This window comes from Mycobacterium sp. D16Q16, from assembly GCF_002013745.1.
GTDB lineage: Bacteria > Actinomycetota > Actinomycetes > Mycobacteriales > Mycobacteriaceae > Mycobacterium.
On sequence record NZ_MAEY01000005.1, the window covers coordinates 1 to 24,362 of the forward strand.

24 protein-coding genes are annotated in these 24,362 nt (G+C 64.0%); 7 read left to right on the top strand and 17 right to left on the bottom strand.

Annotation, left to right across the window (positions count from 1 at the left end; all coding sequences use genetic code 11):
* Positions 1-393: 393 nt before the first annotated feature.
* The 3 genes from B4394_RS07355 to B4394_RS07365 all read right to left on the bottom strand — a co-directional run bounded on the left by B4394_RS07355 (position 394) and on the right by B4394_RS07365 (position 5,151).
* Entirely contained in the window at positions 394-1,554 is a 1,161-nt protein-coding gene (locus B4394_RS07355) for an acyl-CoA dehydrogenase family protein (protein WP_078307027.1), read from the bottom strand.
* Positions 1,551-3,509: an acetyl/propionyl/methylcrotonyl-CoA carboxylase subunit alpha gene (locus B4394_RS07360; RefSeq protein WP_502688384.1), complete on the bottom strand. Its 1,959-nt coding sequence runs from the start codon at positions 3,507-3,509 to the stop codon at positions 1,551-1,553. Before B4394_RS07360 ends, B4394_RS07355 begins: the two co-directional genes overlap by 4 nt.
* Before the next feature lie 64 nt (positions 3,510-3,573).
* Positions 3,574-5,151: a carboxyl transferase domain-containing protein gene (locus B4394_RS07365; protein ID WP_078314634.1), complete on the bottom strand. Its 1,578-nt coding sequence runs from the start codon at positions 5,149-5,151 to the stop codon at positions 3,574-3,576.
* Between the two features lie 103 nt (positions 5,152-5,254).
* Here B4394_RS07365 and B4394_RS07370 point away from each other — a divergent pair, with 103 nt between their 5' ends.
* Positions 5,255-5,857, top strand: a complete 603-nt coding sequence (locus tag B4394_RS07370; protein ID WP_078307021.1) for an SACE_7040 family transcriptional regulator — start codon at positions 5,255-5,257, stop codon at positions 5,855-5,857.
* On the opposite strand, the gene ricR is transcribed toward B4394_RS07370, so the two are convergent.
* The 3 genes from ricR to B4394_RS07385 all read right to left on the bottom strand — a co-directional run bounded on the left by ricR (position 5,854) and on the right by B4394_RS07385 (position 8,251).
* Positions 5,854-6,156 (bottom strand): copper-sensing transcriptional repressor RicR, encoded by a 303-nt coding sequence (gene ricR / locus B4394_RS07375; RefSeq protein ID WP_078298256.1) that lies wholly within the window; start codon positions 6,154-6,156, stop codon positions 5,854-5,856. The two genes, B4394_RS07370 and ricR, sit on opposite strands and share 4 nt — an antisense overlap.
* Before the next feature lie 5 nt (positions 6,157-6,161).
* Positions 6,162-6,794, bottom strand: a complete 633-nt coding sequence (locus B4394_RS07380; RefSeq protein WP_078307019.1) for a DUF305 domain-containing protein — start codon at positions 6,792-6,794, stop codon at positions 6,162-6,164.
* Between the two features lie 74 nt (positions 6,795-6,868).
* Positions 6,869-8,251, bottom strand: a complete 1,383-nt coding sequence (locus tag B4394_RS07385; RefSeq protein WP_078314635.1) for a WS/DGAT/MGAT family O-acyltransferase — start codon at positions 8,249-8,251, stop codon at positions 6,869-6,871.
* Between the two features lie 109 nt (positions 8,252-8,360).
* Here B4394_RS07385 and ilvD point away from each other — a divergent pair, with 109 nt between their 5' ends.
* Positions 8,361-10,064: a dihydroxy-acid dehydratase gene (gene ilvD, locus B4394_RS07390; RefSeq protein ID WP_078307015.1), complete on the top strand. Its 1,704-nt coding sequence runs from the start codon at positions 8,361-8,363 to the stop codon at positions 10,062-10,064.
* Here ilvD and B4394_RS07395 read toward each other — a convergent pair.
* Both B4394_RS07395 and B4394_RS07400 read right to left on the bottom strand, forming a co-directional pair.
* Positions 10,061-10,873, bottom strand: a complete 813-nt coding sequence (locus tag B4394_RS07395) for an SDR family NAD(P)-dependent oxidoreductase (protein WP_078314636.1) — start codon at positions 10,871-10,873, stop codon at positions 10,061-10,063. The genes ilvD and B4394_RS07395 overlap by 4 nt on opposite strands.
* A gap of 49 nt (positions 10,874-10,922) precedes the next feature.
* Positions 10,923-11,648: a TetR/AcrR family transcriptional regulator gene (locus B4394_RS07400; protein WP_139360014.1), complete on the bottom strand. Its 726-nt coding sequence runs from the start codon at positions 11,646-11,648 to the stop codon at positions 10,923-10,925.
* A 95-nt stretch (positions 11,649-11,743) separates the two neighbouring features.
* On the opposite strand from B4394_RS07400, the gene B4394_RS07405 reads away from it, so the two are divergent.
* On the top strand, positions 11,744-13,462 hold the full coding sequence (locus B4394_RS07405; RefSeq protein WP_078314638.1) for an aldehyde dehydrogenase family protein: 1,719 nt from the start codon (positions 11,744-11,746) through the stop codon (positions 13,460-13,462).
* A 4-nt stretch (positions 13,463-13,466) separates the two neighbouring features.
* Here B4394_RS07405 and B4394_RS07410 read toward each other — a convergent pair whose 3' ends face one another.
* Positions 13,467-13,913: a hypothetical protein gene (locus B4394_RS07410; RefSeq protein ID WP_078314639.1), complete on the bottom strand. Its 447-nt coding sequence runs from the start codon at positions 13,911-13,913 to the stop codon at positions 13,467-13,469.
* Between the two features lie 100 nt (positions 13,914-14,013).
* Here B4394_RS07410 and B4394_RS07415 point away from each other — a divergent pair, with 100 nt between their 5' ends.
* A complete protein-coding gene (locus B4394_RS07415) occupies positions 14,014-14,658 on the top strand; it encodes an O-methyltransferase (RefSeq protein ID WP_078307005.1) in 645 nt (214 codons plus the stop codon).
* Here the strand turns inward: B4394_RS07415 and B4394_RS07420 are convergent.
* Both B4394_RS07420 and B4394_RS07425 read right to left on the bottom strand, forming a co-directional pair.
* A complete protein-coding gene (locus B4394_RS07420; protein ID WP_078307002.1) occupies positions 14,655-15,161 on the bottom strand; it encodes a TIGR04338 family metallohydrolase in 507 nt (168 codons plus the stop codon). The genes B4394_RS07415 and B4394_RS07420 overlap by 4 nt on opposite strands.
* Positions 15,158-15,910, bottom strand: coding sequence for a DUF2786 domain-containing protein (locus B4394_RS07425; protein WP_078307041.1), 753 nt, complete (start codon positions 15,908-15,910; stop codon positions 15,158-15,160). The genes B4394_RS07420 and B4394_RS07425 overlap by 4 nt, the downstream gene beginning before the upstream one ends.
* 137 nt (positions 15,911-16,047) lie before the next feature.
* Between B4394_RS07425 and B4394_RS25055 the strand changes: the two genes are divergently transcribed.
* Positions 16,048-16,419, top strand: coding sequence for a hypothetical protein (locus B4394_RS25055; protein WP_139360016.1), 372 nt, complete (start codon positions 16,048-16,050; stop codon positions 16,417-16,419).
* Here the strand turns inward: B4394_RS25055 and B4394_RS07430 are convergent.
* Positions 16,338-17,159 (bottom strand): alpha/beta hydrolase, encoded by an 822-nt coding sequence (locus tag B4394_RS07430; protein ID WP_078306998.1) that lies wholly within the window; start codon positions 17,157-17,159, stop codon positions 16,338-16,340. The two genes, B4394_RS25055 and B4394_RS07430, sit on opposite strands and share 82 nt — an antisense overlap.
* Positions 17,160-17,239: 80 nt before the next feature.
* Between B4394_RS07430 and B4394_RS07435 the strand changes: the two genes are divergently transcribed.
* Both B4394_RS07435 and B4394_RS07440 read left to right on the top strand, forming a co-directional pair.
* Positions 17,240-18,925, top strand: coding sequence for a DUF3556 domain-containing protein (locus tag B4394_RS07435; RefSeq protein ID WP_078314640.1), 1,686 nt, complete (start codon positions 17,240-17,242; stop codon positions 18,923-18,925).
* A 41-nt stretch (positions 18,926-18,966) separates the two neighbouring features.
* Positions 18,967-19,932 (top strand): sigma-70 family RNA polymerase sigma factor, encoded by a 966-nt coding sequence (locus B4394_RS07440; RefSeq protein WP_078314641.1) that lies wholly within the window; start codon positions 18,967-18,969, stop codon positions 19,930-19,932.
* 8 nt (positions 19,933-19,940) lie between these two features.
* Here the strand turns inward: B4394_RS07440 and B4394_RS07445 are convergent, their stop codons facing one another.
* The 5 genes from B4394_RS07445 to B4394_RS07465 all read right to left on the bottom strand — a co-directional run bounded on the left by B4394_RS07445 (position 19,941) and on the right by B4394_RS07465 (position 24,304).
* Positions 19,941-21,425 (bottom strand): M1 family metallopeptidase, encoded by a 1,485-nt coding sequence (locus B4394_RS07445; RefSeq protein ID WP_078314642.1) that lies wholly within the window; start codon positions 21,423-21,425, stop codon positions 19,941-19,943.
* Positions 21,426-21,499: 74 nt separating this feature from the next.
* Positions 21,500-21,901: a VOC family protein gene (locus B4394_RS07450; protein WP_078314752.1), complete on the bottom strand. Its 402-nt coding sequence runs from the start codon at positions 21,899-21,901 to the stop codon at positions 21,500-21,502.
* Positions 21,902-22,215: 314 nt separating this feature from the next.
* Complete coding sequence (locus B4394_RS07455; protein WP_078306990.1) at positions 22,216-22,827, bottom strand: LemA family protein; 612 nt, start codon at positions 22,825-22,827, stop codon at positions 22,216-22,218.
* 9 nt (positions 22,828-22,836) lie between these two features.
* The gene (locus B4394_RS07460; protein ID WP_286141967.1) at positions 22,837-23,508 is read right to left on the bottom strand and encodes a hypothetical protein; all 672 of its coding nucleotides are present in this window, start codon (positions 23,506-23,508) and stop codon (positions 22,837-22,839) included.
* Positions 23,509-23,620: 112 nt separating this feature from the next.
* Positions 23,621-24,304 (bottom strand): DUF3137 domain-containing protein, encoded by a 684-nt coding sequence (locus B4394_RS07465; RefSeq protein WP_078314753.1) that lies wholly within the window; start codon positions 24,302-24,304, stop codon positions 23,621-23,623.
* Positions 24,305-24,362: the final 58 nt, after the last annotated feature.

Sequence of the window (24,362 nt, forward strand, 5' to 3'; positions counted from 1 at the left end):
GGGTGGCGGAAGCTCACCGGGCGGCGGCGGGGGCGCCGGTGCCTCGATGCCCGGATCGCCGGGATCGCCCGGTTCTGCGAGGGCAGGAACCACCCCGGCACCCAGCAGTCCTGCGACACAGACACCGCTGACAAGGGCGCGCCGGAACCAACGAGTTAAGACAAGCATGCTCACTCCTGTAGACACGACACATCCAGTGTGTCATAGGGTTCGTCGCCACCAGGCAACACGATGTTTCACCCGCCCAAGAAAACACCTCTTGAGCAGGCCTTATCGCCGTTGATTAGAAAAGGTCACATTCATAACCCCGTGGGGGTACCTGACGTGACACAGCACGCTGGGTGGCTGATGGCGATGCCCAGGTCACCCGCCCAGCTAAGTGCTCCCGACAGTTTACCGGCTCAGAGCCCGGGCGATGAGCATCAGCTGCACCTCGCTCGTCCCCTCGCCGATCTCCAGGATCTTGCTGTCGCGGTACTGGCGGGCGACCGGAGTCTCGTTCATGAACCCCGCTCCCCCGAAGATCTGGGTGGCATCCCGGGCGTTGTCCATGGCCGCTTCACTGGCGATCAGCTTGGCGATCGAGGCCTCTGTCTTGAACGGCTTGCCCGCCAGCAGCAACGCGGCAGCGTGGTAGTAGGCCAGACGCGCGGTATGCGTGCGGGCCTGCATCCGGGCGATCTTGAACGAGACCGACTGATAGTCGATGATCGCGCTGCCGAAGGCCGGGCGGCTGCGCGCGTAGCGCAGGCTTTCGTCGACGCACCCCTGCGCAGCACCGGTCGCCAACGCCGCGATCGCGATTCGCCCCTCATCGAGAATGCGCAGAAATCCCGCATACCCACGGCCACGTTCACCCAACAGGTTGTCGTAGGGCACCCGCACGTCGTCGAAGCTCAGGGGATGCGTGTCCGAGGCATTCCAGCCCACCTTGTCGTATCCAGGTTCGACGGTGAATCCCGGTGTGCCCGCCGGTACGTGAATGACGGAGATCTCCGGCGATCCGTCCGCCGAACGTCCGGTCACGGCTGCTACGCCCACCACCGCAGTGATATCCGTCCCGGAGTTGGTGATGAATGCCTTGGAGCCGTTGATAATCCAGCTGCCGTTGTCCTCGACGGCCCGGGTACGAATCGATCCGGGGATATCGGTACCACCTCCGGGTTCGGTCAAACCGAAGGCCGCCAACGATTGTCCGGAGGACAGTTCGGGGAGCCAGCGCTGCTTCTGCTCTTCGCTGCCAAATCGGTAAATCGGCATGGCGCCCAACGACACGGCCGCCTCAAGGGTGATGGCCACGCTCTGGTCTACCCGGGCCAGTTCCTCCAGCGTCAGGCATAGTGCGAAGTAGTCACCGCCCATGCCGCCGTACTCCTCCGGGAACGGCAGACCGAACAGCCCCATGTCACCCATCTGCGCCACCACCGCATACGGGAAGGTCTTGGTGGCATCGTGGTGTGCTGCAACCGGTGCCACCACCGAATTAGCGAATTCCTCAACGGTTTTGCGCAGCGATTCGTACTCGTCCGGCAGCTCCGCGGTGCTGAATGTCATGCTCTTCCCTCCTCGGGGTCGACAGTCGGGTGGATGGTGGCCAGGAGTTGGTCGACAGCCACCTGGTCGCCGACGGCCACCGAAACGGCGACCGTTCCGGCTATCGGTGCGCGCAAGGTGTGTTCCATCTTCATGGCCTCGACTACGACAACCGGGGCATCGCGTTCGACGACGGTGCCCGTGCTCATCGACACCACCCGGACGACTCCGGGCATAGAGCTACGGATCTCGCCGTCCTCGTCCTCGCCGTCGTGGTGCCGCAGCCGTGGTTCGGGTGCGATATCGGCGTGCCAGGTCCCGTCCTGGGTGGCGATCCACGCCGCGGCACCGGTCCCTGCGGCATCCGCGCGGTACAGCTGGCCGGCGAACTGGACGCTCACCTGTCCTGTCGTGCAATGAGCTCTGGCCGGTGCCGGCTCGCCGTCTCCGATGCCGACTTCGGCCACCGGGTCGCCCCAGAGCCGAACCAGTTCGGCCGACTCCCCTATCCGCAGCCGATACGAGCGCGGTGCATGTTCACCGATACGCCACCCGGACTTGCTGTTCCACAATGTTCCGATGCCGGATTCGCCGTCCAACAAGGCCGACGCGGCCAACCACACCCAGGTCGGTACGGCGGGTGGGCGGTAATCGGACGCGATCTTGTCGAGCAGCGCCGTATCGATATCTCCCGAGAGCACAACAGGGTTCGTCACCAGCGCGCGCAAGAAGTCGATGTTGGTGCCCACCCCGAGTATCCGAGTCTCGGCCAGAGCCAGATCGGCTTCGGCTAGCGCGGTCTCTCGGTCGGCCGCATGCACGATGACCTTGGCCAGCATCGGGTCGAACCGCGAGCCCACCACCGATCCCGTCGTCAATGCTGTGTCCGTACGTGCGCTGCCCGAAAACCTTGCCAGTGCAACCGTTCCACCGGTCGGCAGGAACTCACGGGCCGGGTCTTCGGCATATACCCGCGCCTCGATGGCATGGCCGGTCAACGCGATCTGCTCTTGTGTCAACGGGAGCCGTTGTCCGTCAGCGACCAGGATCTGCCACTGCACCAGGTCGACACCGGTCACCATCTCGGTGACCGGATGTTCTACCTGAAGCCGGGTGTTCATCTCCATGAAGTAGTAGGACTCGGGACTATCGCTGTCCAGGATGAACTCGACTGTCCCGGCACCGAAATATCCGACACTGCGCGCGATCTGGCATGCGGTCTGCCCCATCGCGGCCCGCAGTTCCGGCGTCAGCAGCGGTGACGGCGCCTCTTCGATCACCTTCTGGTGCCGGCGTTGCAGACTGCATTCGCGCTCGCCCAGGTGCACCACATTGCCGTGGGCGTCACCGAAGATCTGAATCTCGATATGCCTGGGGCGGGCGAGGTAGCGCTCGACCAGCAAGGTGTCGTCGCCGAAGATCGCCGTGGCCTCGCGCCGGGACGCGACCAGCGCATCGGGCACCTGGCTCAGGTCCTGCACCACCCGCATGCCCTTGCCACCGCCACCCGCGGACGGCTTGATGATCAGCGGGGTCCCGATCTTCTCCGCCGTGGCGACCAGCTCTGCATCCGAGAGTGCGCCCACGCTGCCCGGCACGACTGGCTCGCCGGCCGCGGCGACCGTGTCCTTGGCCCTGATCTTGTCGCCCATCGCATCCATGGCTTCGGCGGGCGGTCCGATGAAGACGATGCCCGCCGACTGACATGCGCGGACGAAACCGGCGTTTTCCGAGACGAATCCGTACCCAGGGTGAATGGCGTCGGCGCCGGTCTGTTTGGCAGCGCTGATGATCGCATCGATGTCGAGATAGCCTGCGGCATCCGCGCCGAGGCACACCGCGGCATCGCAGGCAGCGAGGTGGTCGGTGTCCGCATCGGTATAGATCGCGATGGAGCGAATTCCCATGGCTCGCAGTGTCGATGCGATGCGGACCGCGATCTCGCCGCGGTTGGCGATGAGGACTGAACGAATCACTGACTGCACCTTCTGTTCTTCGCGCAAGCGGCCCCCACAGGCGGGAGGTAACCCCACATCACCGTCACATCCTGAAGACGCCGTAGGAAACCGGCTCAAGCGGAGCGTTGGCGCAAATTCCCAGCGCCAGTCCGAGCACCGTTCGGGTATCGGCGGGGTCGATGACCCCGTCATCCCATAGGCGCGCCGTCGAGTAGTACGGATTGCCTTGCCGCTCATACTGTTCACGTATCGGCGCCTTGAACGCTTCCTGCTCGTCCTCGGTGAACTCCTTGCCCGACGCCGCGCCTTGATCAGCGCGCACCGTGGCAAGTACCGAGGCGGCCTGTTCGCCACCCATCACCGAGATACGGGCGTTCGGCCACATCCAGAGGAATCGCGGCGAGTACGCCCGCCCACACATCGAGTAGTTACCCGCCCCGTAGGAGCCCCCGATCACCACGGTCAGCTTGGGCACCCGCGCACACGCCACCGCGGTGACCATCTTTGCCCCGTGTTTGGCGATACCGGCAGCCTCGTAATCGCGGCCCACCATGAACCCGGAGATGTTCTGCAAGAACACCAGCGGGATACGTCGCTGATCGCAAAGCTCGATGAAATGAGCTGCCTTCATCGCACTTTCAGCGAACAAAACACCGTTGTTCGCGATGATCCCGACCGGGTGCCCGTGCAGCCGCGCGGTTCCCGTCACCACCGACTTTCCGTATTCCGCCTTGAACTCGGTGAAGGTGCCGCCGTCGACCAACCTGACGATCACTTCGTGCACGTCGTACGGAATGCGCGGATCGGTGGGCACCACGTCATACAGCGTGTTGGGGTCCCGTTCCGGGGCAACCGTTTCGACAACCGGCCACGGCGGCTCCACCCTGGGCGCCAGCGTTGACACGATGCGGCGCACGATCCGCAGAGCATCCTTGTCATCGGAAGCCAGGTGGTCGGTTACCCCCGAGGTACGCGAATGCAGGTCGCCGCCGCCGAGTTCCTCGGCCGTCACCACCTCGCCGGTGGCAGCCTTCACCAGCGGCGGACCGCCCAGGAAGATCGTGCCCTGCTTGCGCACGATGACGGCCTCATCACTCATCGCCGGCACATACGCGCCGCCCGCGGTGCAACTGCCCAGCACCGCGGCGATTTGCGGAATTCCCTGGGCGCTCATCGTGGCCTGGTTGTAGAAGATCCGGCCGAAGTGCTCGCGGTCCGGGAACACCTCGTCCTGTTTCGGCAAGAAGGCGCCACCGGAGTCGACCAAATAAATGCAGGGCAGCCGGTTCTGCAGCGCGACTTCCTGGGCGCGTAAATGCTTCTTCACCGTCATCGGGTAATAAGTGCCGCCCTTGACTGTCGCGTCATTAGCCGCAATAACGCATTCACGCCCAGAGACACGGCCAATACCGGCGATCATGCTCGCCCCGGGAGCGTCGTCGTCGTACATGCCGTTGGCCGCCAGCGCAGATAGCTCCAGGAACGGGCTGCCTGGATCGAGGAGCGCCTCGACACGGTCGCGCGGCAGGAGCTTGCCCCGGTCTACATGCCGCTGCCGGGACTGTTCGGTGCCGCCGAGCGCCGCACGTGCGAGCCGCTCCCTCAGCTCGGCGACGAGCCGGGAGTGCTCAGCCCTGTTCTGCTCACCCACCAGAGTCATACCCAGCTCCGAAGTCTTGAAATTTCAGTTAATGAAGATTAACTTGTTTTAAGATAATCTTCATTAACTGATTTGTCTAGACCGCACCGCTCAAGAAGGTTTGATGACCAACCTGATACCCGAGTCGGCAATTCCGAACAAGCGCGAACGCGCCAAGGCGGATCGGCGGGATCAGCTGCTGACCGCCGCGGCCCGGCTGCTCGCCATGCGCGGATACGCACGGGTGCGACTGGAAGATCTCGGCTCGGCCGTCGGGATCAGCGGCCCAGCGATCTACCGGCACTTCCCGAACAAGGAAGCGCTTCTGGTGGACCTGCTCACCGATATCAGCCGTCGGCTTCTGGAAGGCGGGACGGCTGTCGTGGAGGCGGCGGCAACGCCCCCCCAGGCGCTATCGGGTCTCATCGATTTCCACCTCGACTTCGCGCTCAGCGAGAGCGATCTCATCCGGGTACAGGATCGCGACCTCGACTCGCTACCGGAAAGTGCGCGTCGCCAGGTACGCCAGTATCAGCGCCGTTACGTCGAAGCCTGGGTACAGGTGCTCTGCCAGGTCGATCCCGCGCTCGACGAATCCGACGCTCGGATCAAGGCACACGCCGCTTTTGGTCTGATGAACTCCACGCCCTACAGCGCCGGTCGATCAGCGCCCGCGCAGACACGGGCGGTGTTGCGGCAGATGGTGGTCGCCGCGGTGGGTTCCTAGCTGCGTACCAGCCGGGCGATCGCCGCAGAGGCCTCTGCCAGCTTCTCTTCGGCATCGGCGCCGCCGTCGGCAACGGCGTTGGAGACGCAATGCCCGAGGTGCTCGTCGAGCAGTCCGAGGGCAACAGACCGCAATGCGCTCTGCGCGGCGCTGATCTGAGTCAGCACGTCGATGCAGTACTTGTCCTCGTCGATCATCTTGGCGATACCGCGTACCTGCCCCTCGATGCGCAGGAGTCGCTTGGCGTAGTCATCCTTTTTCAGCGAGTAACCGTGTCCGGTCGAAGTCTTGGTGCTCATGTCCATTATCCCTTGAGAAGGCCTTGCATCGTGTCGATCTCAGGCTGCTGATTATCGATGATCTGTTGCGCCAACTGCTTTGCCGAAGGGTACTGGCCCCCGGAGAGTTCCGCATTCGACATGGCGACGGCGCCCTGGTGGTGAGCGATCATCGACTGCAGCCACAGCTGGTCGAAGACCTCGCCATTGAGGGTCTTCATCCGGTCCAACACCGGCGTGTCCACCATGCCAGGCATATGCCCCGCGGGGTCATGTCCCTCGGGCATGAGGGGCTGCCCCCAGTTCTTGAGCCACTCGGTGAAGGTGTCGATCTCGGGCTGCTGCGCGGTCTCAATGTTATTCGCCAGCTCCAACACCGCCGGGTTGGCGGTGCGCCCCTCTGTCAACTTGGACATCTCGACGGCCTGCTGGTGATGCATGATCATCTGCTGAGCGAACGTCACATCGGCATCGTTGTGATCGGACGCCGGAGCGGTCGCAGGGTTGGTATCGAGCGTCGTCGTCATACCCGACATTCCGGAGTGTCCCGAATGCTCAGACTTCGTCTCATCTCCCTTTTTGTCCGAGCTACACGCTGACAGAATCAGCACCGCAGCAGCAGCGCCGGCAAGGATCGCAGTCCGAGTTCGGTTTCGCATGCCACTATGGTAGCCCAGATACCCCCGTAGGGTACAAGGTTCTGGCCGGGCATACCCCTTGCGGGTACAGCGCCCTACGCGACCGACTCCTCCAGCTGCGTCAATGCCTCCTCCAGGTGAGTGAGGATGCGCTGCAGATGCGGCACACTCGTGCGGCATCCGGTCAGCCCGAAATGCATCGATGACCCGCTGCTGGTGCAGGTGATGTTCAACGCCACGCCGTCGATCGGAATGGACACCGGGTAGCAGCCATCCATCTCGAACCCGTTCCAGAACATGTCGGTACGCGGACCCGGCACATTAGAAATGATCACGTTGAACGCAGGTGCGGCTCGATCGGCCAGCCCCGGTACCGCGCTGCTGATCACGGGGGCCCCGTTGAGCGCGCCGACCAACATCCGCTGCAGCGGCGTCATCTCCGAGAGCACCGACTTGGCAGCCTGCACCGAGTCCCGGATCGCACTGAACCGCTCCAACGGATCTGGCTTGTCGGTCGCCAGGTTGGCCAGCAGCGCGGTGATCGAGTTCCCTGCGTTCTGGTCCCCCTCTGCCCGGATCGACACCGGACACATGGCAATGAGCGGTTTGGCGGGAAGCGCGTTCTGTTCCTCCAGATATGTGCGCAACGCACCCGAACACATGGCCAGCACCACGTCGTTGACGGTGCCGCCGAGCGCTTTGCCAGCCTCCTTGATCCTGGTCATCGACCAGGTTTGCGCCGCGAATCGCCGCGCGCCTCCTATCGAGACATTCAGCATCGTGTGCGGTGCCGACAGCGGCCGGACAAGCTGCGGGTCCGACAGCGCGTGGCGTCCGTACTTGAGCAGACCGGGCGGAATGGACACAACCTGTCGCACCGCGCCGGCCGCCCCCCGCACCAGATCCAGCGCCGAGGTGTTCGTGGTGCTCACGATGCTGCTCTTGGCGCGCCGCTTGGCCGGGGCCCACACGGCCTGACAATCGCGCGCATCGGGATCATCGGAGAGCGAGCGCATCATCATGCGCAGCGCGCCGACACCATCGATTACCGCGTGGTGCATCTTGGTGTAGACGGCCAAACGTCCATCCGAGAGTCCTTCCACGACATGCATTTCCCACAATGGACGGTGCCTGTCCAGCGGGGAGCTATGCCAGCGGGAGGTGACGGTCAACAGTTCACGCACCCGGGCCGGGCGGGGAAGTGCCGAGCGGCGCACGTGGTACTCCCAGTCGACCTCGTCATCGATGATCCAGGTGACGTTGCCCATCACGGCCAGCGGTTGCCCAGGTCGTTTGCGGAAGTCCGACGACACCTCGGTGGTGGACATCAGCTGTTCGTAGAACACCTCGGCATAGTCCGGGCCCACGTCAGCAGGCGGTTTGAACAGCTGAAGGCCGCCGACATGGAAGGGATGCTCACGCGTCTCGCAGATGAGGAACATCGAGTCGCTGACCGGCATAAATGGCATGGCGGCCATGCTGCCACTTTGCTCGGCTTCCGGAGGCGGAATCCGCGGCGATGAGCTGCTGGTGCGAAGAGCGAATCCCCTTTGACCGGCTAAGTAGCCGCCGGGGATACTTAGGCCCATGTCAGCCCACGACGCACCCGATATCAAGCCGCGTAGTCGCGACGTCACCGATGGTCTGGAGAAGACCGCCGCCCGTGGAATGCTGCGCGCGGTAGGCATGGGTGACGACGACTGGGTGAAGCCGCAGATCGGTGTCGGTTCGTCGTGGAACGAGATCACCCCGTGCAACATGTCCCTGCAGCGCCTGGCTCAGTCGGTCAAGGCGGGCGTGCATGCCGCTGGCGGATACCCCCTCGAATTCGGCACCATCTCGGTGTCCGACGGCATCTCGATGGGCCATGAAGGCATGCACTTCTCGCTGGTGTCCCGCGAGGTGATCGCCGACAGCGTCGAGACCGTGATGCAGGCGGAACGGCTCGACGGGTCCGTGCTGCTGGCCGGATGCGATAAATCGATCCCCGGAATGCTCATGGCCGCAGCACGTTTAGATCTGGCCTCGGTGTTCTTCTACAACGGGTCGATCATGCCCGGCAAGGCCAAGCTGACGGACGGCACCGAGAAGGAAGTCACCATTATCGACGCCTTCGAGGCCGTCGGCGCGTGCGCACGCGGGCTGATGTCGCGCGAGGATGTCGACATCATCGAGCGTGCCATCTGTCCGGGTGAGGGTGCGTGCGGCGGCATGTACACCGCCAACACCATGGCCAGTGCCGCCGAGGCACTCGGCATGTCATTGCCGGGCAGCGCCTCTCCTGTCGCGATCGATAAGCGGCGCGAAGAGTACGCACGCAAGTCCGGAGAGGCCGTGGTGGAGATGCTGCGCCGCGGAATCACCGCGCGCGACATCCTGACCAAGGAGGCCTTCGAGAACGCCATCGCCGTGGTGATGGCGTTCGGCGGGTCCACCAACGCGGTGCTGCACCTGCTTGCCATCGCCAAGGAGGCCGAGGTCGACCTGACCCTGGCCGACTTCACCCGCATCGGCAACAAGGTGCCCCACCTGGCCGACGTGAAACCCTTTGGGCGCCATGTGATGAAGGACGTTGACGAAATCGGCGGGGTTCCGGTCGTGATGCGGGCTCTGTTGGATGCCGGGCTGCTGCACGGCGACTGCCTCACGGTCACCGGCCAGACGATGGCCGAGAACCTCGCACATATCGCGCCGCCGGATCCGGACGGCAAGGTGCTGCGCGCCATGAACAACCCCATCCATCCGACGGGTGGCATCACCATCCTGCACGGCTCACTGGCGCCGGAGGGTGCCGTGGTGAAGTCGGCCGGCTTCGAGTCGGACGTGTTCGAAGGCACCGCACGGGTTTTCGAGCGGGAGCGGGCCGCACTTGATGCCCTCGAGGATGGCACCATCACCCACGGCGATGTCGTCGTCATCCGCTACGAGGGCCCCAAGGGCGGCCCCGGTATGCGCGAGATGCTGGCCATCACCGGCGCCATCAAGGGCGCAGGCCTGGGCAAGGACGTGCTGCTGATGACCGACGGTCGCTTCTCCGGCGGCACCACCGGTCTGTGTGTTGGGCACATCGCGCCGGAGGCCGTCGATGGCGGGCCGATCGCGTTCGTCAAAGACGGAGACCGCATCCGGCTCGATGTCTCCAACGGCAAGCTGGACCTGCTTGTCGACGAGGCTGAAATCGAGAAGCGCCGTGAGGGATTCGAGCCGCTGCCACCGCGGTACAAGACTGGGGTGCTGGCCAAGTACACCAAGCTGGTGCAGTCGGCGGCCGTCGGAGCCGTCTGCGGCTAGACCTTCCGGCCTCTCTTGAGCGCCGGGTGGCTTCGCGCGACCATGCGCGTGAGCAATCCGCGCGGAAGCAGATGGTTGGCGGCCGCACCGATCCGGTTGGCCAGGCCGGGCACGATCACCGTCTTGCCCGCTGACAATCCGTCGACCGCGGTCCTGGCGACAGTCGCCGCGTCTACCCACATGACCTTGGGCATCGCGGCTTCGGCGTCCTCGTCCGAGATTCCCACCGCCGCGCCGAATCCCGTCTTCACCGGACCCGGACACAGCGTGGCGGCACTGACGCCGGTGCCGCGCAACTCCTCGTTGAGCGCGTGGGTGTACGACACCACGAATGCCTTCGCGGCCCCGTAGGCGGCCTGCCCGGGCAGCGGGCCGAAGGCGCCGACCGAGCCGAGGTTGAGCACCACACCCCTGCCGCGTGCCACCATCGGCGGCACAAAACGTGAACAGAGGTCCACCACCGCGCTGACGTCCACCGTCACGAGATTGAGCTCGGCGGCGGGGTCGGATTCGGCGACGGGCCCTGCCGTGCTCAGCCCGGCGTTGTTCACCAGCACATCAACGGCGAGTCCCAGCTCTGCCACGCGGTGCGGCAATTGGGCGCGTTCGTGATCGTTGGACAGATCGACGGGTAGCACCCGCGCGGACGGTCCCAGCATCGCGGCCAGCTCATGCAGCCGGTCGGCGCGCCGGGCCACCAACACCACGGGGTAGCCACGTCCGGAGAATTCGCGCGCCAGCTCTTCGCCGATCCCCGATGAGGCTCCAGTGATCAGGACGGCGGCGTCGACACGCGGTGAAGGGAGCACCCGCTGAGCCTATGACGCCGGCATCCCACGGCCGAGGTAAATCTTCCGGCTAGGGAAGGCGCGCGGGGTCGCGATAGCGCTGCGCGTTCCGTGCGATTTCCCCGGGCTCCGGAAGTGGCTCGTGACTGTCGAGATAGACACCCCCCGCGCGCAGGTTGTCCTCCACGATGAGCCAGATCCGCCGGACCAGACTTTCGATCAATCGCTCCTGCGAGGTCTCCCCCGGCTGGTCCAGCCAGTAACTCACCGAGGTCTCGGCCATGCCGACAATGCCCATCGCGAGCAGCTCGGCATCGGTATCTACCCCGAACGCATCGAGGTAGACGGCAAACACCCGCGAAAGATGCAGTCCCGCAGACATTTTGATATCGGCAATGGCGTCGGGTGCGTCTGAATCCTCGGAGAGTGAGCAGCGCGCAAGATACCGATACAGATTGCGGTGCCCGACCAGAAAACGGACGTACGCACCGATACCCGCCTCGATGATCTGTGCCATCGAGCCGAGCGGCTGCCATACGGGTGCAAGCTCAGCGATGATCATGTCGCCGGCCCGCCGGGCCACGGCGCGCTGTAGGTCCGCGGCACCGTCGAAATGTCGATAGAGCTTTGTCCGGGTGACCCCTACATAGACCGCGATCTGCTCCGTGGACGTCTGCGGACCGTGCTCGGCAATGGCGGCCAGGGCGGCCTCGACAAACTCGGCCCGGCGCCGTTCGCGCTGGCCATCCCACCTGCCAGCGGGGAGTTCTTGGCTGTCGGGCTGCACGAAGCTCACTCTAGCAATGAGGTGGTACGTCACGTACCATGTGACCCACCGAACACATCACTATCCGAACTATCCGACTTCGACTAGAGCGCGAGCTGACTTCCATGACCGACGTACAGATCGAATCCCCCGTCGACCAGGCACTACAGGACTTGGCTGAAGGCGAAAAGGCTTGGGCCGAAACCTCGTTGGCAGATCGTTTGCAACTGTTGGCGGATACTCGCCAGCGCGTGATCGACAACGCACAGCAATGGGTGCACGCCGCGGCATTCCAGATCAAGAAACTCGACCCGGAATCACCGCTGGTCGGCGAGGAATGGATCTCGGGCCCGTACGCCGTCGCGGGGGCCGTCGCCGCCCTGATCGCCAGTCTGGAGCAGCTCCAAGCCGGGCACAGCCCGCTTCGAGACGCCAAATTCGGTGTCACCCCCGGTGGACGCACGACCGTTTCGGTGTTGCCGCTCAACATCTTTGACAGCCTGCTGCTGTCCGGATTCAGTGCCGAACTGTGGCTGCAGCCCGGCGTCGATCAGGCCGAGGCCTTGCGCACCGCGGGCCTGGCACAGCGCGATCCCAGCCACACCCACGGTGTTGGCGCGGTGCTCGGTGCCGGCAACATCACCTCCATCGCGCCGCTGGACACCCTGTATGAACTGTTCGCCAACAACCGTGTGGTCGCACTGAAGCTCAATCCCATCACCGACCCGTTGTTGCCGGTGTTCACCCAGGTGCTGCAGCCCTTCATCGCAATCGGCGCGGTACGGATTCTGACCGGTGGCGCCGATGTCGGTACCTACCTGGTGCACCACCAACTGGTCGACCACGTCCACATGACCGGCAGCTCGGTCACCCACGACGCGATCGTGTTCGGCACCGGCGACGAGGGTGCACAGCGCAAGGCCGCCAACCAGCCGGTCCTGGACAAGGCCATCACCAGCGAGCTCGGCGGCGTTTCGCCGACCATCGTGGTGCCCGGCAAGTGGAGCTCATCCGACATCGAGTTCCAGACCCACCACATCGCCACCCAGCGGTTGCACAACAACGGCTACAACTGCATCGCGTCGCAGGTCGTGGTGCTCTCCAAGGCATGGCCGCAGCGCGAGGAGTTCCTCGCCGCGCTGCGCAAAGCCGTCGACGAGGCACCACCCCGGCCCGCCTACTACCCCGGTTCGGACGACCGCGTGGCCGGCGCACAACAGTCCTACCCCGATGCCGAGCGCCTCGGCCAGAACGGCGCGCGAGTGCTCGTCGTCGACCCCGAAGATCGCACGGCACTGCTGCGTACCGAGTACTTCGGGCCGGTCCTCGGCGTCATCGAACTCGATGTCGCCAATGACCCGGATGGAGCCCTCTTCATTCAGGAGGCGGCCCGGGTCGCCAATGACGAGTTCGTTGGAACCCTCGGCGTGAACGTCCTCGCGCATCCCGACACCATCAAAGCGCTGGGATCGGATTTCGACACCCTGGTCGAGAACCTGCGATACGGCACCGTGGCTGTCAACGCCTGGACCGGCGTGGGCTACCTGACCCCCTCGGCCACCTGGGGCGCGTTCCCCGGCCACCTTCTGAACGACGTACAGAGCGGCATCGGCGTCGTGCATAACGGTTTCCTCGTCGAGAAGCCGGAACGCACCGTGGTGCGCGGCCCGTTCCGGCCGTTCCCGAGGTCTTTTGCCCATGGAGAGTGGGCGCTGTCCCCGAAGCCGCCGTGGTTCGTGAGCAATGCCACCGCAGCGGGCACCGGCGAATTGCTGGTCGACTTCGCCAGTAAGCCCAGCCTGCTGAAGGTGCCGAAGATCTTTATCTCCGCACTCCGCGGCTGAGAATTTACGACGGCCACCTGACGGTGGTCGTCGGGGTGAATATCCGTGTGGGACTGATGCGCGGGGACGTGGGCACGGGGAATCGCCACGGTACGGGCGGGCGAGGCGGCATGTAGGTGAAGATGTCGATGAAGTACGCGACTCCACCGACGAGGCTGGCCAGACCGCACACCAGCAAGATCAAATCCCACGGATCGAATGTCGCGCTGCCCGAATCCGCGGCCATGTACACGTACACCACCCGGACAAACATGATGATCAGCGAGGCTCCACCGATCACGCCGAGTATCGAGAAACACGTGTGCACGAGGGCCATGTGGTGGGAGCCGCCTGCGTAGGCGACGGCATTGCCCCAGCGACTGGCCATCAGTGCACCCAAGCCGAGTATGGCCGGGACACTCACCCCGACGACAATCTTCCCGAGCACATCGCGATAGTCGACGAGCGCCATTACCGACTCCTTCGGCCGCGACGACAGCGGGTTAGGTGTTAATACCACGAGGCTCGTGCTGGCGACTCAAAATCCAGGAAACGGGCGTACCCTCACGGAAGTGACTCTCTCCCAATCAGTGTGGACCGACACCGACGACTACCTGGAGCGCACCGTCGCCACCGACGCGGCCGAGCTGGACCACATCCGGCAGGCACAGCAGGAAGGCGGCCTGCCCGATATCGCGGTATCTGCCGCGCAGGGCAAGTTCCTGTACTTGTTGGCCACGATTGCCAAGGCCAGCCGAGTGCTGGAGATCGGCACCCTCGGCGGGTACAGCACCGCATGGCTCGCCAAGGCGGTAGGCCCTGACGGTGCGGTGGTGACGCTGGAGTTTGATCCCAAACACGCCTCCGTCGCGCAGGCCAGCCTGAAGCGCGCCGGGCTCGCCGAACGTGTGGAGGTCCTGGTAGGCCCGGCACTGGATTCGCTGCCCTCGGTCGAGGGGCCGTTCGATCTGGTGTTCATCGATGCCGACAAATCCAACAACCCGGGCTATCTCGATTGGGCGCTGCGGCTCACTCAACCCGGGGCAGTCATTGTGGTGGACAACGTGATTCGCTGGATTTCGGAAGAAGGCCCGAACGCCGAAGGCACCCGCCAGGCTTTGGAACGGCTGGGCTCTGATCCACGTCTGGATGCCACCGCGCTGCAGACGGTGGGCGTTAAGGGCTGGGACGGGCTGGCGATCGCCGTCGTGCGCTAGCGCACACCCTCACGGGCGTACACGGTGCGCAGGACGAACTCAACCTCCGGCCCCATGGCTAGCCCCGCCAGCTCCGCATAGAGGGTTACGAACTCGTGCCCGTGCGCCGGGCCGTCCTGTGGACACAGGTGGTGCGCCAGCTCGTGCAGAATCACCAGTTCCCGCATGGCCCAGGCACTCCCGTTGCGATCGTCCGGAACGGCGATGGCCGCCCGGTCTCCGTCGCGCTCGTAATGCGCAGCCGTCGCGCCGCGACGGGCACGCACCGTGACGGGCCCGGCGGTCCATCTGCTCGCCACGAGGGCCAGCACGTCATCGACATAACGCTGCACCGATTCCACCGACGCGAAGCGCGCCTCGGGTGGTAGCGTCAATCTGGTGCCGAAGAAATCGATATCGCGCTGACTGTGACTCGCCGCCCGCTCGAACATGGTGCGCACAAACTCCTCGGCCGCGTATACCTTGGCGCGCTGGGAATCACGTGGCCGTGGCTGATCGCTCAGTTCTGCTCCAATGCGCCGCGAGCACCGGCTAATTCGGAGCTACTGCCAAGCCTGGCCCGCCGCCCGGCACGATCGCCCGCGCGGCGGGCGTGCGAGGAGTAACCGGCCTGCGCGCTCACCGCGCGCCACCTCCCGCGTGCCGTCGAGGTGCCCTTATAGAAATCACGCAGCTCGATGTCCTTGTCCCGCAACACTAGTTCGGTTCCCGTGCCGCGCTTCTCGGTCTTCACTGCCTCGGCACGCGCCTCCTGCCGGGCATCGGAGAGCCGCTGCCCCACCCGTGTGCCGAACGCCAGCTGAAAGTTCAGGCGGGCCGTAATGGTCGGGGTGGGCCGGTGCGCACCGGAGCCGATGTAGGTGTCCGAGGCCCTGACCATCTGGACCACCAGGCTGGCGTAGAGCGCGTGGACGGCGTCGATGTCCTCGGCGAAACCGTAGGCATACACATACGTCGAGTTGGACGCGACATCGCACGTGACGTCGTTGGCGCCGGCGATCAACGCGAACAGGTTGACGTAGGTCCGCAGGCCGCGGGTGCCCGCCTCACCGATGGTGATGGTGCGCTGGATGGGCCGCGCCTGCGCATCTCGCTTGGCCGAGTGCGCCCGGGCGACCGCCAAGTCGATCGAGGTCGCGGTGGCCAGTCGCTGTGCCGCCGCCATGAAGGCCTCGGCCTCGTGCGCGTTGTCGGTGCCCTCGGCCTGACGGAGCAGAGCGGCGATCCGCGAGAGCTGCTTGTCCTCTGTCACGAAGGCCAGGTTAGGCGAGCCCGGCGACATACCGCGGTAGCAAGCATCACCCACACTTCTGACAACGATGGTTGTCAATCTGTTCGGGTTGTGTTTCGATAGCCGCACACGCGACATTGGGAGACAGTGGAGGCCGCGTGACCCTTCAGGAAGATGCCGTACTGCCCGCGGCATACGCGGAGAATCTCGCCAACCCGGCACCGGCGCACACGGGAGTGCGAAACGCCCTCCGCCGCTGGACGGGGTTCGATCTCACTCCATCCGACGAGGTGGTGCGCCAATACGGGGAAGGTCTGTGGATAACCGATCCGGTCGCTGAGCGCTTCGTAGCAGACGCTAATCGCCACTACTCCGCCTCCGACACGCCGTCTTTCGACGCATTCGTCGAGTGGCTCGCGCAGAACGCGGCGTGTCGCGCAGAGGCCCGTCAGGAAAGCCTGGCGTCGATCCAGGACACCACCTCGTCGAGCACGAGTTCCTTGTCGAACTCGTTGAAGATCTCGTGGTAGAGGCCATTCCAGATCTTCAGCGTCGCATCGGGTGCCGCTTCGGAGAGCCACACGCTGCCTTCGGGCGCCGTCAAACGGTCGTCTTCGCCGTGCATCGTCAGCACCGGACGCTTCAGACCTGCGGCGCGCTGGCGCATCGTCTTACCCACGCCCAGCAGTGCCCGGCCGATCCCCGCGGGCACCCGGCCGTGATGGACCAACGGGTCCGCGTTGTACGCGGCGATGATCGCCGGGTCGTGAGAGATCGCGTTGACATCGAGCTTTTGGACCGGCAGCCCGGGCATCAGCCGTCCCACCACCGGAGCCACCAGTGTCAGCACATACGGCAATCCCACCTGCGCGGCGATCGCGGGCCCGGACAGCACCATCAGGTCATAGCGGTCCTGGTGGTCCACTCCGTAGGCGAAGACAATCCCACCGCCCATGCTGTGTCCCAGCACGATGCGCTTCAGGTCGGGGTGCTCGCGGGCCGCGATATCGACCAGGGTGCCGAAGTCGTCGGTGTATTCCGAGATATCCCTGACGTACACGCGCTTGCCACCGGAACGGCCATGGCCGCGGTGATCCAGGGCGTACACCAGGTACCCGGCATCGTTGAACCGCCGCGCGACATGGTCGTACCGGCGCGCGTGCTCGCCGAAACCGTGCGAGAGCACAACGACGGCGCGAGGCGTTCCCGCCGGCGTCCAGGTGTCGTAGACAATCCGCACGTTATCGGCGCCGTCGAAGGCGCGCTGCACCCGAGATCCACTCACCCCGGAAACTCTACGGAACTGTCGAACCGGCCAACATCAACTAGAACACGTTCTAGTGTGGGCGCATGGGATTCCTCAAGCCCACATTGCCCGTCGTCGATGTCGCCGAATGGAGCAAGGGCACCCGCGCCGAGAAGATACGTCCGATGGCCCGGCACTGGGCCGAGGTGGGCTTCGGCACACCGGTCGCCTTGCACCTCTTCTACGTACTGAAGATCGGGCTGTACATCCTGGGCGGGTGGCTGTCCGCCGTGGCGACCACCAACGGTGTTGACGAATTGGCGGATTTCTCCGCGCCCATCGTCTTCCAGAAGGTGGTGCTCTACACCATGCTGTTCGAGGTCATCGGCCTCGGCTGCGGTTTCGGACCGCTTAACAACAGGTTCTTCCCCCCTCTGGGGTCAATCTTGTACTGGTTGCGCCCCAACACCATTCGCTTGCCCCCCTGGCCCCGCGTCCCACTCACCAAGGGCTCCGCACGTACCCCTGTCGACATCGCGCTCTACGCGGCACTCCTGGCAATTCTGTTGGTCGCGCTGTCCTCCCAGCCCACCGAGACGGGGCTGCTACCCACCTGGCTGGTCGCCACCATCCTGGGGCTGCTGGCCCTCACCGGCCTGCGTGACAAGGTGATCTTCCTGGCCGCCCGTGGCGAGGTGTACGGGGCCCTCACCGTCACGTTCCTCTTATCCGGGGCCGACATGATCGTCGCCGCCAAGCTCATCTTCGTCGTCATCTGGATGGGAGCAGCGACGTCAAAGCTCAACCACCACTTCCCCTTTGTCATCTCGACCATGATGTCCAACAACCCGCTCATCCGCGCCAAGCGGCTCAAGCGGGCGTTCTTCGAGAAGTTCCCCGATGACCTGCGCCCCGGACGGCTCTCCCGCTTTGTCGCGCACGTGAGCACCGCCATCGAGATGCTGGTGCCGATCGCGTTGTTCTTCAGCCATGGCGGCTGGGTCACCACCAGCGCGGCCATCGTCATGGTCTGTTTCCACCTGGGCATCCTGACCGCCATTCCGATGGGTGTACCGCTGGAATGGAATGTGTTCATGATCTTCGGTGTGCTGTCGCTGTTCGTCGCGCACGCGAACATCGGCCTCAAAGACATCCAGCACCCCGTACCCGTGCTGCTTCTGTTCGCCGTCAGCGCCGGTGTGGTTGTCGCAGGAAACCTGTTGCCCCGCAAGATTTCCTTCCTGCCGGGCATGCGGTACTACGCCGGAAACTGGGACACCACACTGTGGTGCGTCAAACCATCCGCCAGCGCCAAGATCGACAAGGGCATCGTCGCGATCGCCAGCATGCCGCAAGCGCAGATGGAACGTTTCTACGGCACCGAACAGGCGCCGCTGCTCATGTACATCGGCTATGCGTTCCGCGCCATGAACACCCACGGTCGGGCCATGTTCACGCTCGCGCACCGCGCCATGGCGGGACAGAACGAGGATGACTACGTCATCACCGACGGCGAACGGATCTGCAGCACCGCCATCGGCTGGAACTTCGGCGACGGGCACATGCACAACGAGCAGCTGATCGCCGCGATGCAAGAACGCTGCCGGTTCGAACCCGGCGAGGTGCGCATCGTGCTGCTCGACGCACAGCCCATCCATCGTCAAACCCAGCAATACCGTCTCGTGGACGCTGCCACTGGCGAGTTCGAAAGCGGCTATGTCCGAGTGGCCGATATGGTCAACCGCCAGCCCTGGGATGACGAGCTGCCCGTACACGTCAACACCCCGTAACGACCTGACAGGTGTCGGTGTACGGGACTATTCTCTCGCCCGTGACGGCACAAGCCATCGAGGATGAATTTCTTTCGCGCACCGAACAATATCGGCGCGAGATTCTGGCCCATTGTTACCGGATGACGGGGTCCATCCACGATGCCGAAGACCTGGTGCAGGAGACGTACCTGCGCGGATGGAAGGCGTACGACCGGTTCGAGGGCAAGTCATCGCTGCGCACCTGGCTGTACCGGATCGCCACCAACACCTGTCTGACGGCGCTCGAGGGCAAGCAGCGCCGGCCGCTGCCGACCGGGCTGGGTGCACCCAGCGCCAACCCGCTCGACGAGTTGGACGAACGCGCCGAGATCCCGTGGCTGGAGCCGCTGCCCGACGACGCCACCGACCCTGCCAGCATCGTGGGATCACGGGAGTCGGTGCGCCTGGCTTTCGTCGCCGCCTTGCAACACCTGCCCGCCAAGCAGCGTGCGGTGCTGGTGCTGCGCGAGGTACTGCAGTGGAAGGCCCAAGAGGTCGCCGAGGCCATCGGCTCCACCACCGCCGCAGTGAACAGCCTGCTGCAGCGCGCCCGCGCGCAGCTGCACGAGGTGTCGCCACAAGAAGACAACCTGCTGGAGCCCGAGGACCCCATGCTGCGCGAGCAGCTCCGCCAGTACATCAACGCTTTCGAGCGCTACGACGTTGACGCCATCGCGAAAATGTTTACCACCGAGGCGATTTGGGAGATGCCTCCGTTCACCGGCTGGTATCAGGGCGGACAGAGCATCGCCACGCTCATCAAGGAGCAATGCCCCGCCGAGCATGCCGGCGATATGCGCCTCATCGAAACGTCCGCCAATGGTCAACCGGCGATCGGCCTCTACATGCGCGAGGGCGATGGGGTGCACCGCCCGTTCCAGATGCACGTCCTGGACGTCAGGCAGGACGGCGTGGCCCATGTGGTGTGCTTCTTCGATATCTCACTGTTCGAGAGGTTCGGCCTGCCAAGCGAACTCACCGACTAGGGCGCCGCTTACCGCTGAGCCAGGCTCCCCGGGAACAGATACTGGTCCGAGGGCCTGGTCACGCTGTGGAACCAGGCGGTGAAGAACCCGGACAAGTCCTTACCCGCGACTTTCTGCACGTACGCCTCGAACTGCGGCCAGGTGGCATTGCCCCACTTGTGCGCGGCCGGCCATGACCGCAGAATCTCCAGGAATGCTTTGTCCCCAATAGTGCGTCGCAGCGCGTGCAGCGCCAGCGGGCCCTTGCCGTACACACCCAGCGGATTGAAGACCTCGTCGGCGCTGCATTCGGCGGCACCCGGGCACATGTCGTAGAGCAGGTTCCCCCAGACCTTGTCCTCATCCCAGATCTTCTCCACCGTCTTGCGGTAGTGCTCGTCGATGGACTTGCCTTCCTTTTCCTCCGACCACATCCACGGCAGATAGGAGGCGAAGCATTCGTTGAGGCAGATATCGCGCCACTGCTCGACCGACACCAGATCGCCGTACCACTCGTGGGTGTTTTCGTGCACGATCGTCGACAGGCGGCCGGACTCTTCGGTATCGCGACTGAAGGTGTAGTAGGGACGCGTCTGAGTTTCCAAGGCGCTAAAGGCGATGTCCTCGCGGATCGGATCGGCGAAGATGCCTCCGGCCGCCACGTGCGGGTACTTCCCGAGCTTGGATTCCAGGAACGTGAGTATCTCCGGCAGGCGTGCCTCGGAATCCCCCGAACCAGCGTCGGGCGCAAACGCGCTCACCACGGGGGTACCGCTGGGCAGCGTGGACCGGAACACCGAGAAGTGATCCACGGCAAACGGAACGAGATACATGGCAACGGGATTCGGCTCGTTCCAGGTGGTGGTGGTCCAGCCACCCGACTCGGTGGCCTTGCCTTCTCGGCCGCCTGCCACGGCGGTCCACGACGACGGAACTGTCGCGGTGAGCTTGAAGGGCGCCTTGTTCACCGGGGTGTTGTTCGACGGGTACCAGTTCTCCGCTCCGTCGGGCTCGCCGCCCTTGGCGTACCCGCCGCTGGTGCTGCGGACCCAGCCGGGCAGCGCGCCGAGATCGCGCTCCTGCGCCTCTTGCTGCTCGTTGAACGCGTAGGTGATCGTGGTGGTGAAGGCGCTACCGGCGCGGATGCCCTTTTCCGGGGTGACGGTCATTTCGTGCTCGCCGCTGAATTCGGTGCCGGCCGGCCGGCCGTCCACGGATGCCGTCACAGTGCCCAGATCCGAGTAGTCCAGATTGAAGCTGGACAGGTTCTGGGTGGCGGCAGCCCGGATCACCATCGTGCCGTTCACATCGGTGCTCTCGGGGTCGAACCGCAGCGTCAGGTCGTACTGGGTGACGCGATAGCCGCCGTTGCCATCCTGCGGAAAGTAACTGTCAATACCGTTGGGTGATCCGGGCGTGAAGGTGTCGGTGGCATATGCGGGTGCCGCGGCGACGCCGCCACCGACCACGAGCACCGCGACAGCGGCAGGGATCCCGAGAATCCTGTGTGTCATGTGAGCCTTACGTAGAGCGGGCCCCTGTGACCCTAACGAGCGACTCTACGTAAGGCGGCACCGATCGTGCGTAGCTACTGGAGGTGAGCCGGATCCATCCAACTGATCTCCCACACGTGTCCGTCCAGGTCACGGAACGAACGGCCGTACATGAAGCCAAGCTCCTGCGCCGGCATCCAATCCACCCCGCCCGCGGCCAGCGCCGCGTCGGTCAGCTCGTCCACCCCGTCCCGGCTGTCGGCCGAAACGCAGAGCAGCACTTCGCGATTCTTCGAGGTATCGGCGATGTCGTCGGCGATGAAGCCACGGAAGCGGTCCTCCTCCAGCATCATCACCCAGCTCTGCTCGTTGATCGCCATACAGAGGGTGTTCTCGTCACAGAACTGGTCGTTGAAGGAGAAGCCCAGGTGATCGAAGAACTTGCGGCTTGCCGCGGCATTAGCGATGGGAATATTGACGAACAACATGCGGGACATCGGGGCTCCTACCGGCAGGACGGTGGCGTTTCCACCGTTCACCGATACCGACTGTTCCCGCGCTCGAAATTCATCGATGCTCCCAGGCGTACGGCGGCACCTCACGAAGGACGTCGATCAGATAGCGGGCGTGCGGCTCTACCCACTCAGGTCGCAACGCTTCCCATCTCCACGTAAACAGGTTGGAATTGTCGAATCTCATAGGGAGCTGGAACCGCCGGTCGGTGAGCATGCGGTGCATCGTGCTGGATTCAATACATCATAGGCAAAGCGGGTGTCGTTGGCGCGGAGGTGAAAACGCCGATTGAAGTCATCTACTGCTGTGGAGGCGGGTTCAGACGGTCGAAGACTCCCCGGACATCCGGCGCCTTGCGAGCCTCCGGGTCATCGAGCTCGAAGTACTCGGCCTCGGTGAAACCGAACCATCCCGCGACAAAGTTGGACGGCACCGTTTGCACCTTGGTATTCAGTGCGCGCACATTGCCGTTATAGAAACGCCGTCCCGCGGCAATACGGTCTTCGGTGTTGGCCAGCTCAGTCTGCAGCCCGACGAAGTTCTGAACCGACTGTAGTTGTGGGTAGCTCTCGGCGATAGCGAAGAACCGGCCCAACGCCCCGGAAAGCTGCTGCTCAGCCTGCGCCTGGGCCGCGACGCCCCGATGTGTGGCGGAGACCTCGCGAGCGAGGTTGCGCGCCGCAGTCACCTGCTGCAACGTGCTCCGCTCAAACTGTGCTGCGGCACTGGCCGTTTCGACGAGATTGGGAATGAGATCATGTCGCCGTTGCAGCTCGACGTCAATCTGCTTCCACGCCTCCTGCACCAGATTGCGGATCCTGACGAAGCCGTTGTACGTCGTCAGGATCCATAGTCCGACTATCAGGAAGATGAACGCCGCGAGGACGATCACGATCAGAATTGGGGCCATTTCCTTCTCCTAGTGTTGGTGCCAGGCATACGCGGGGACCGGCTCGAGAGTGTCGATCAGATACTGAACAGCACTGGGGATGCGCCGCACATCCAGTTCGCCGTACTGCCAGGTCATCAGCTTGGAGTGCTCAAACCTCAGCGGCCACGCGGACCGCGGGTCAGCAAGCATCCGCTGCATGGTCAGCGGATTGAGCACGTCGTAAGCGAATCGTTCCGGCTCGCATTCGATATGGAAGCGCTGATTGAACTCGTCAGATTCCAGCTGAAGGTCATTGGCACCTAGCTCATCCAAAAGTGTCTTACCAGAGGTGATCTCGAGCCGAGAGTCACATGTGGGCGTCTCGATGTACGTCACCATGTACTCGTACGTTGTCGTCATGTCGAACGTGCCCGTGTCCCGGCTGATTTCGTAGGCGTATCCGAACGACACGAAATCGCAAGCGCCGGCCTTACCGCGATACACACCCCTGACCCTGCGGCAATCTCCCAGGCCGAAGGGGGGGCCGGAGGAGAGTTCCGCCAGAAGCGGATCGGATGTGTTGCTGTAGGTCCAGCCTTGAGCCGCCGCGAACTGCGCAAGTTCCTCAGCAAGTTTCCTACTGGTAATACCTCGCCGATACCGGTAACCCGACAATCCCACGACAGCCACCACCACGGCAATACCCGCCACTGCGAGCACAGTGGCTATGATGCTGTTATTGAACATATAACCCCCGACTTGCCGCCCGACACATCTAGCCGCCGGTTTAGCAAAACAATACCAGTCGGCAGCCAGCTGGTTTATATCGTTCCTACCGCTGCTCCCAGGCGTATGCTGGAATGGGTTCGAGGGCCTCGATCAGGTACTTCACGTCGTCGGCGATCTTTCGCTCGTCAAGCTTCCCTGTTCGCCACGTCAATAGCCGACCATTCTCGAATCGCAAGGGTTGCGAATATCTTTGGTCGGCAAGCATCCGTTCCATGGCACGCGGGTTGAGCACATCGTACGCAAACCGTTCCGGACTGGCCTTCACCTTGAACCTCTTATTGAACTCGTCGGACTCCAGTTCCAGATCGGAAAAGCCCAGAGCACCAAAGAATCCGGAGAGTACGCCCTCGGGCTTGATCTCCAGACAGTGCGACGACGGTGGCGTAGCAATGCACGTCACCATGAACTCGTACGTCGTGGTGCTCGAGCGTTCGCCGTTGCTGGTGGTCACCTGGTACGAGTATTGGAAGGACACGAACCCGTGCCCATCGATGGTGCCGTTGAATGCGTCCTGAACGGTGCGGCTATGTCCCTGACCAAACGGCGCACCATCGGATAGGCCCAGCAGGCTCTGATCATCGGCGGTGTACGTCCAACCATGCGCCCGGGCCCAGGCGGTGAGGATGGCTATTCGCTTCTTACGCATCCGGGACGACAGGAACCACACCCCCGCGAAGACCAGCACGAAGAGAGCAACACCCGACACCATCAGCAGACTCTCAGACACAATTCCCCCCTTGTCGCCCGTTGCCCCTCGGTGCATCGTACCCGGACACTGGACATTG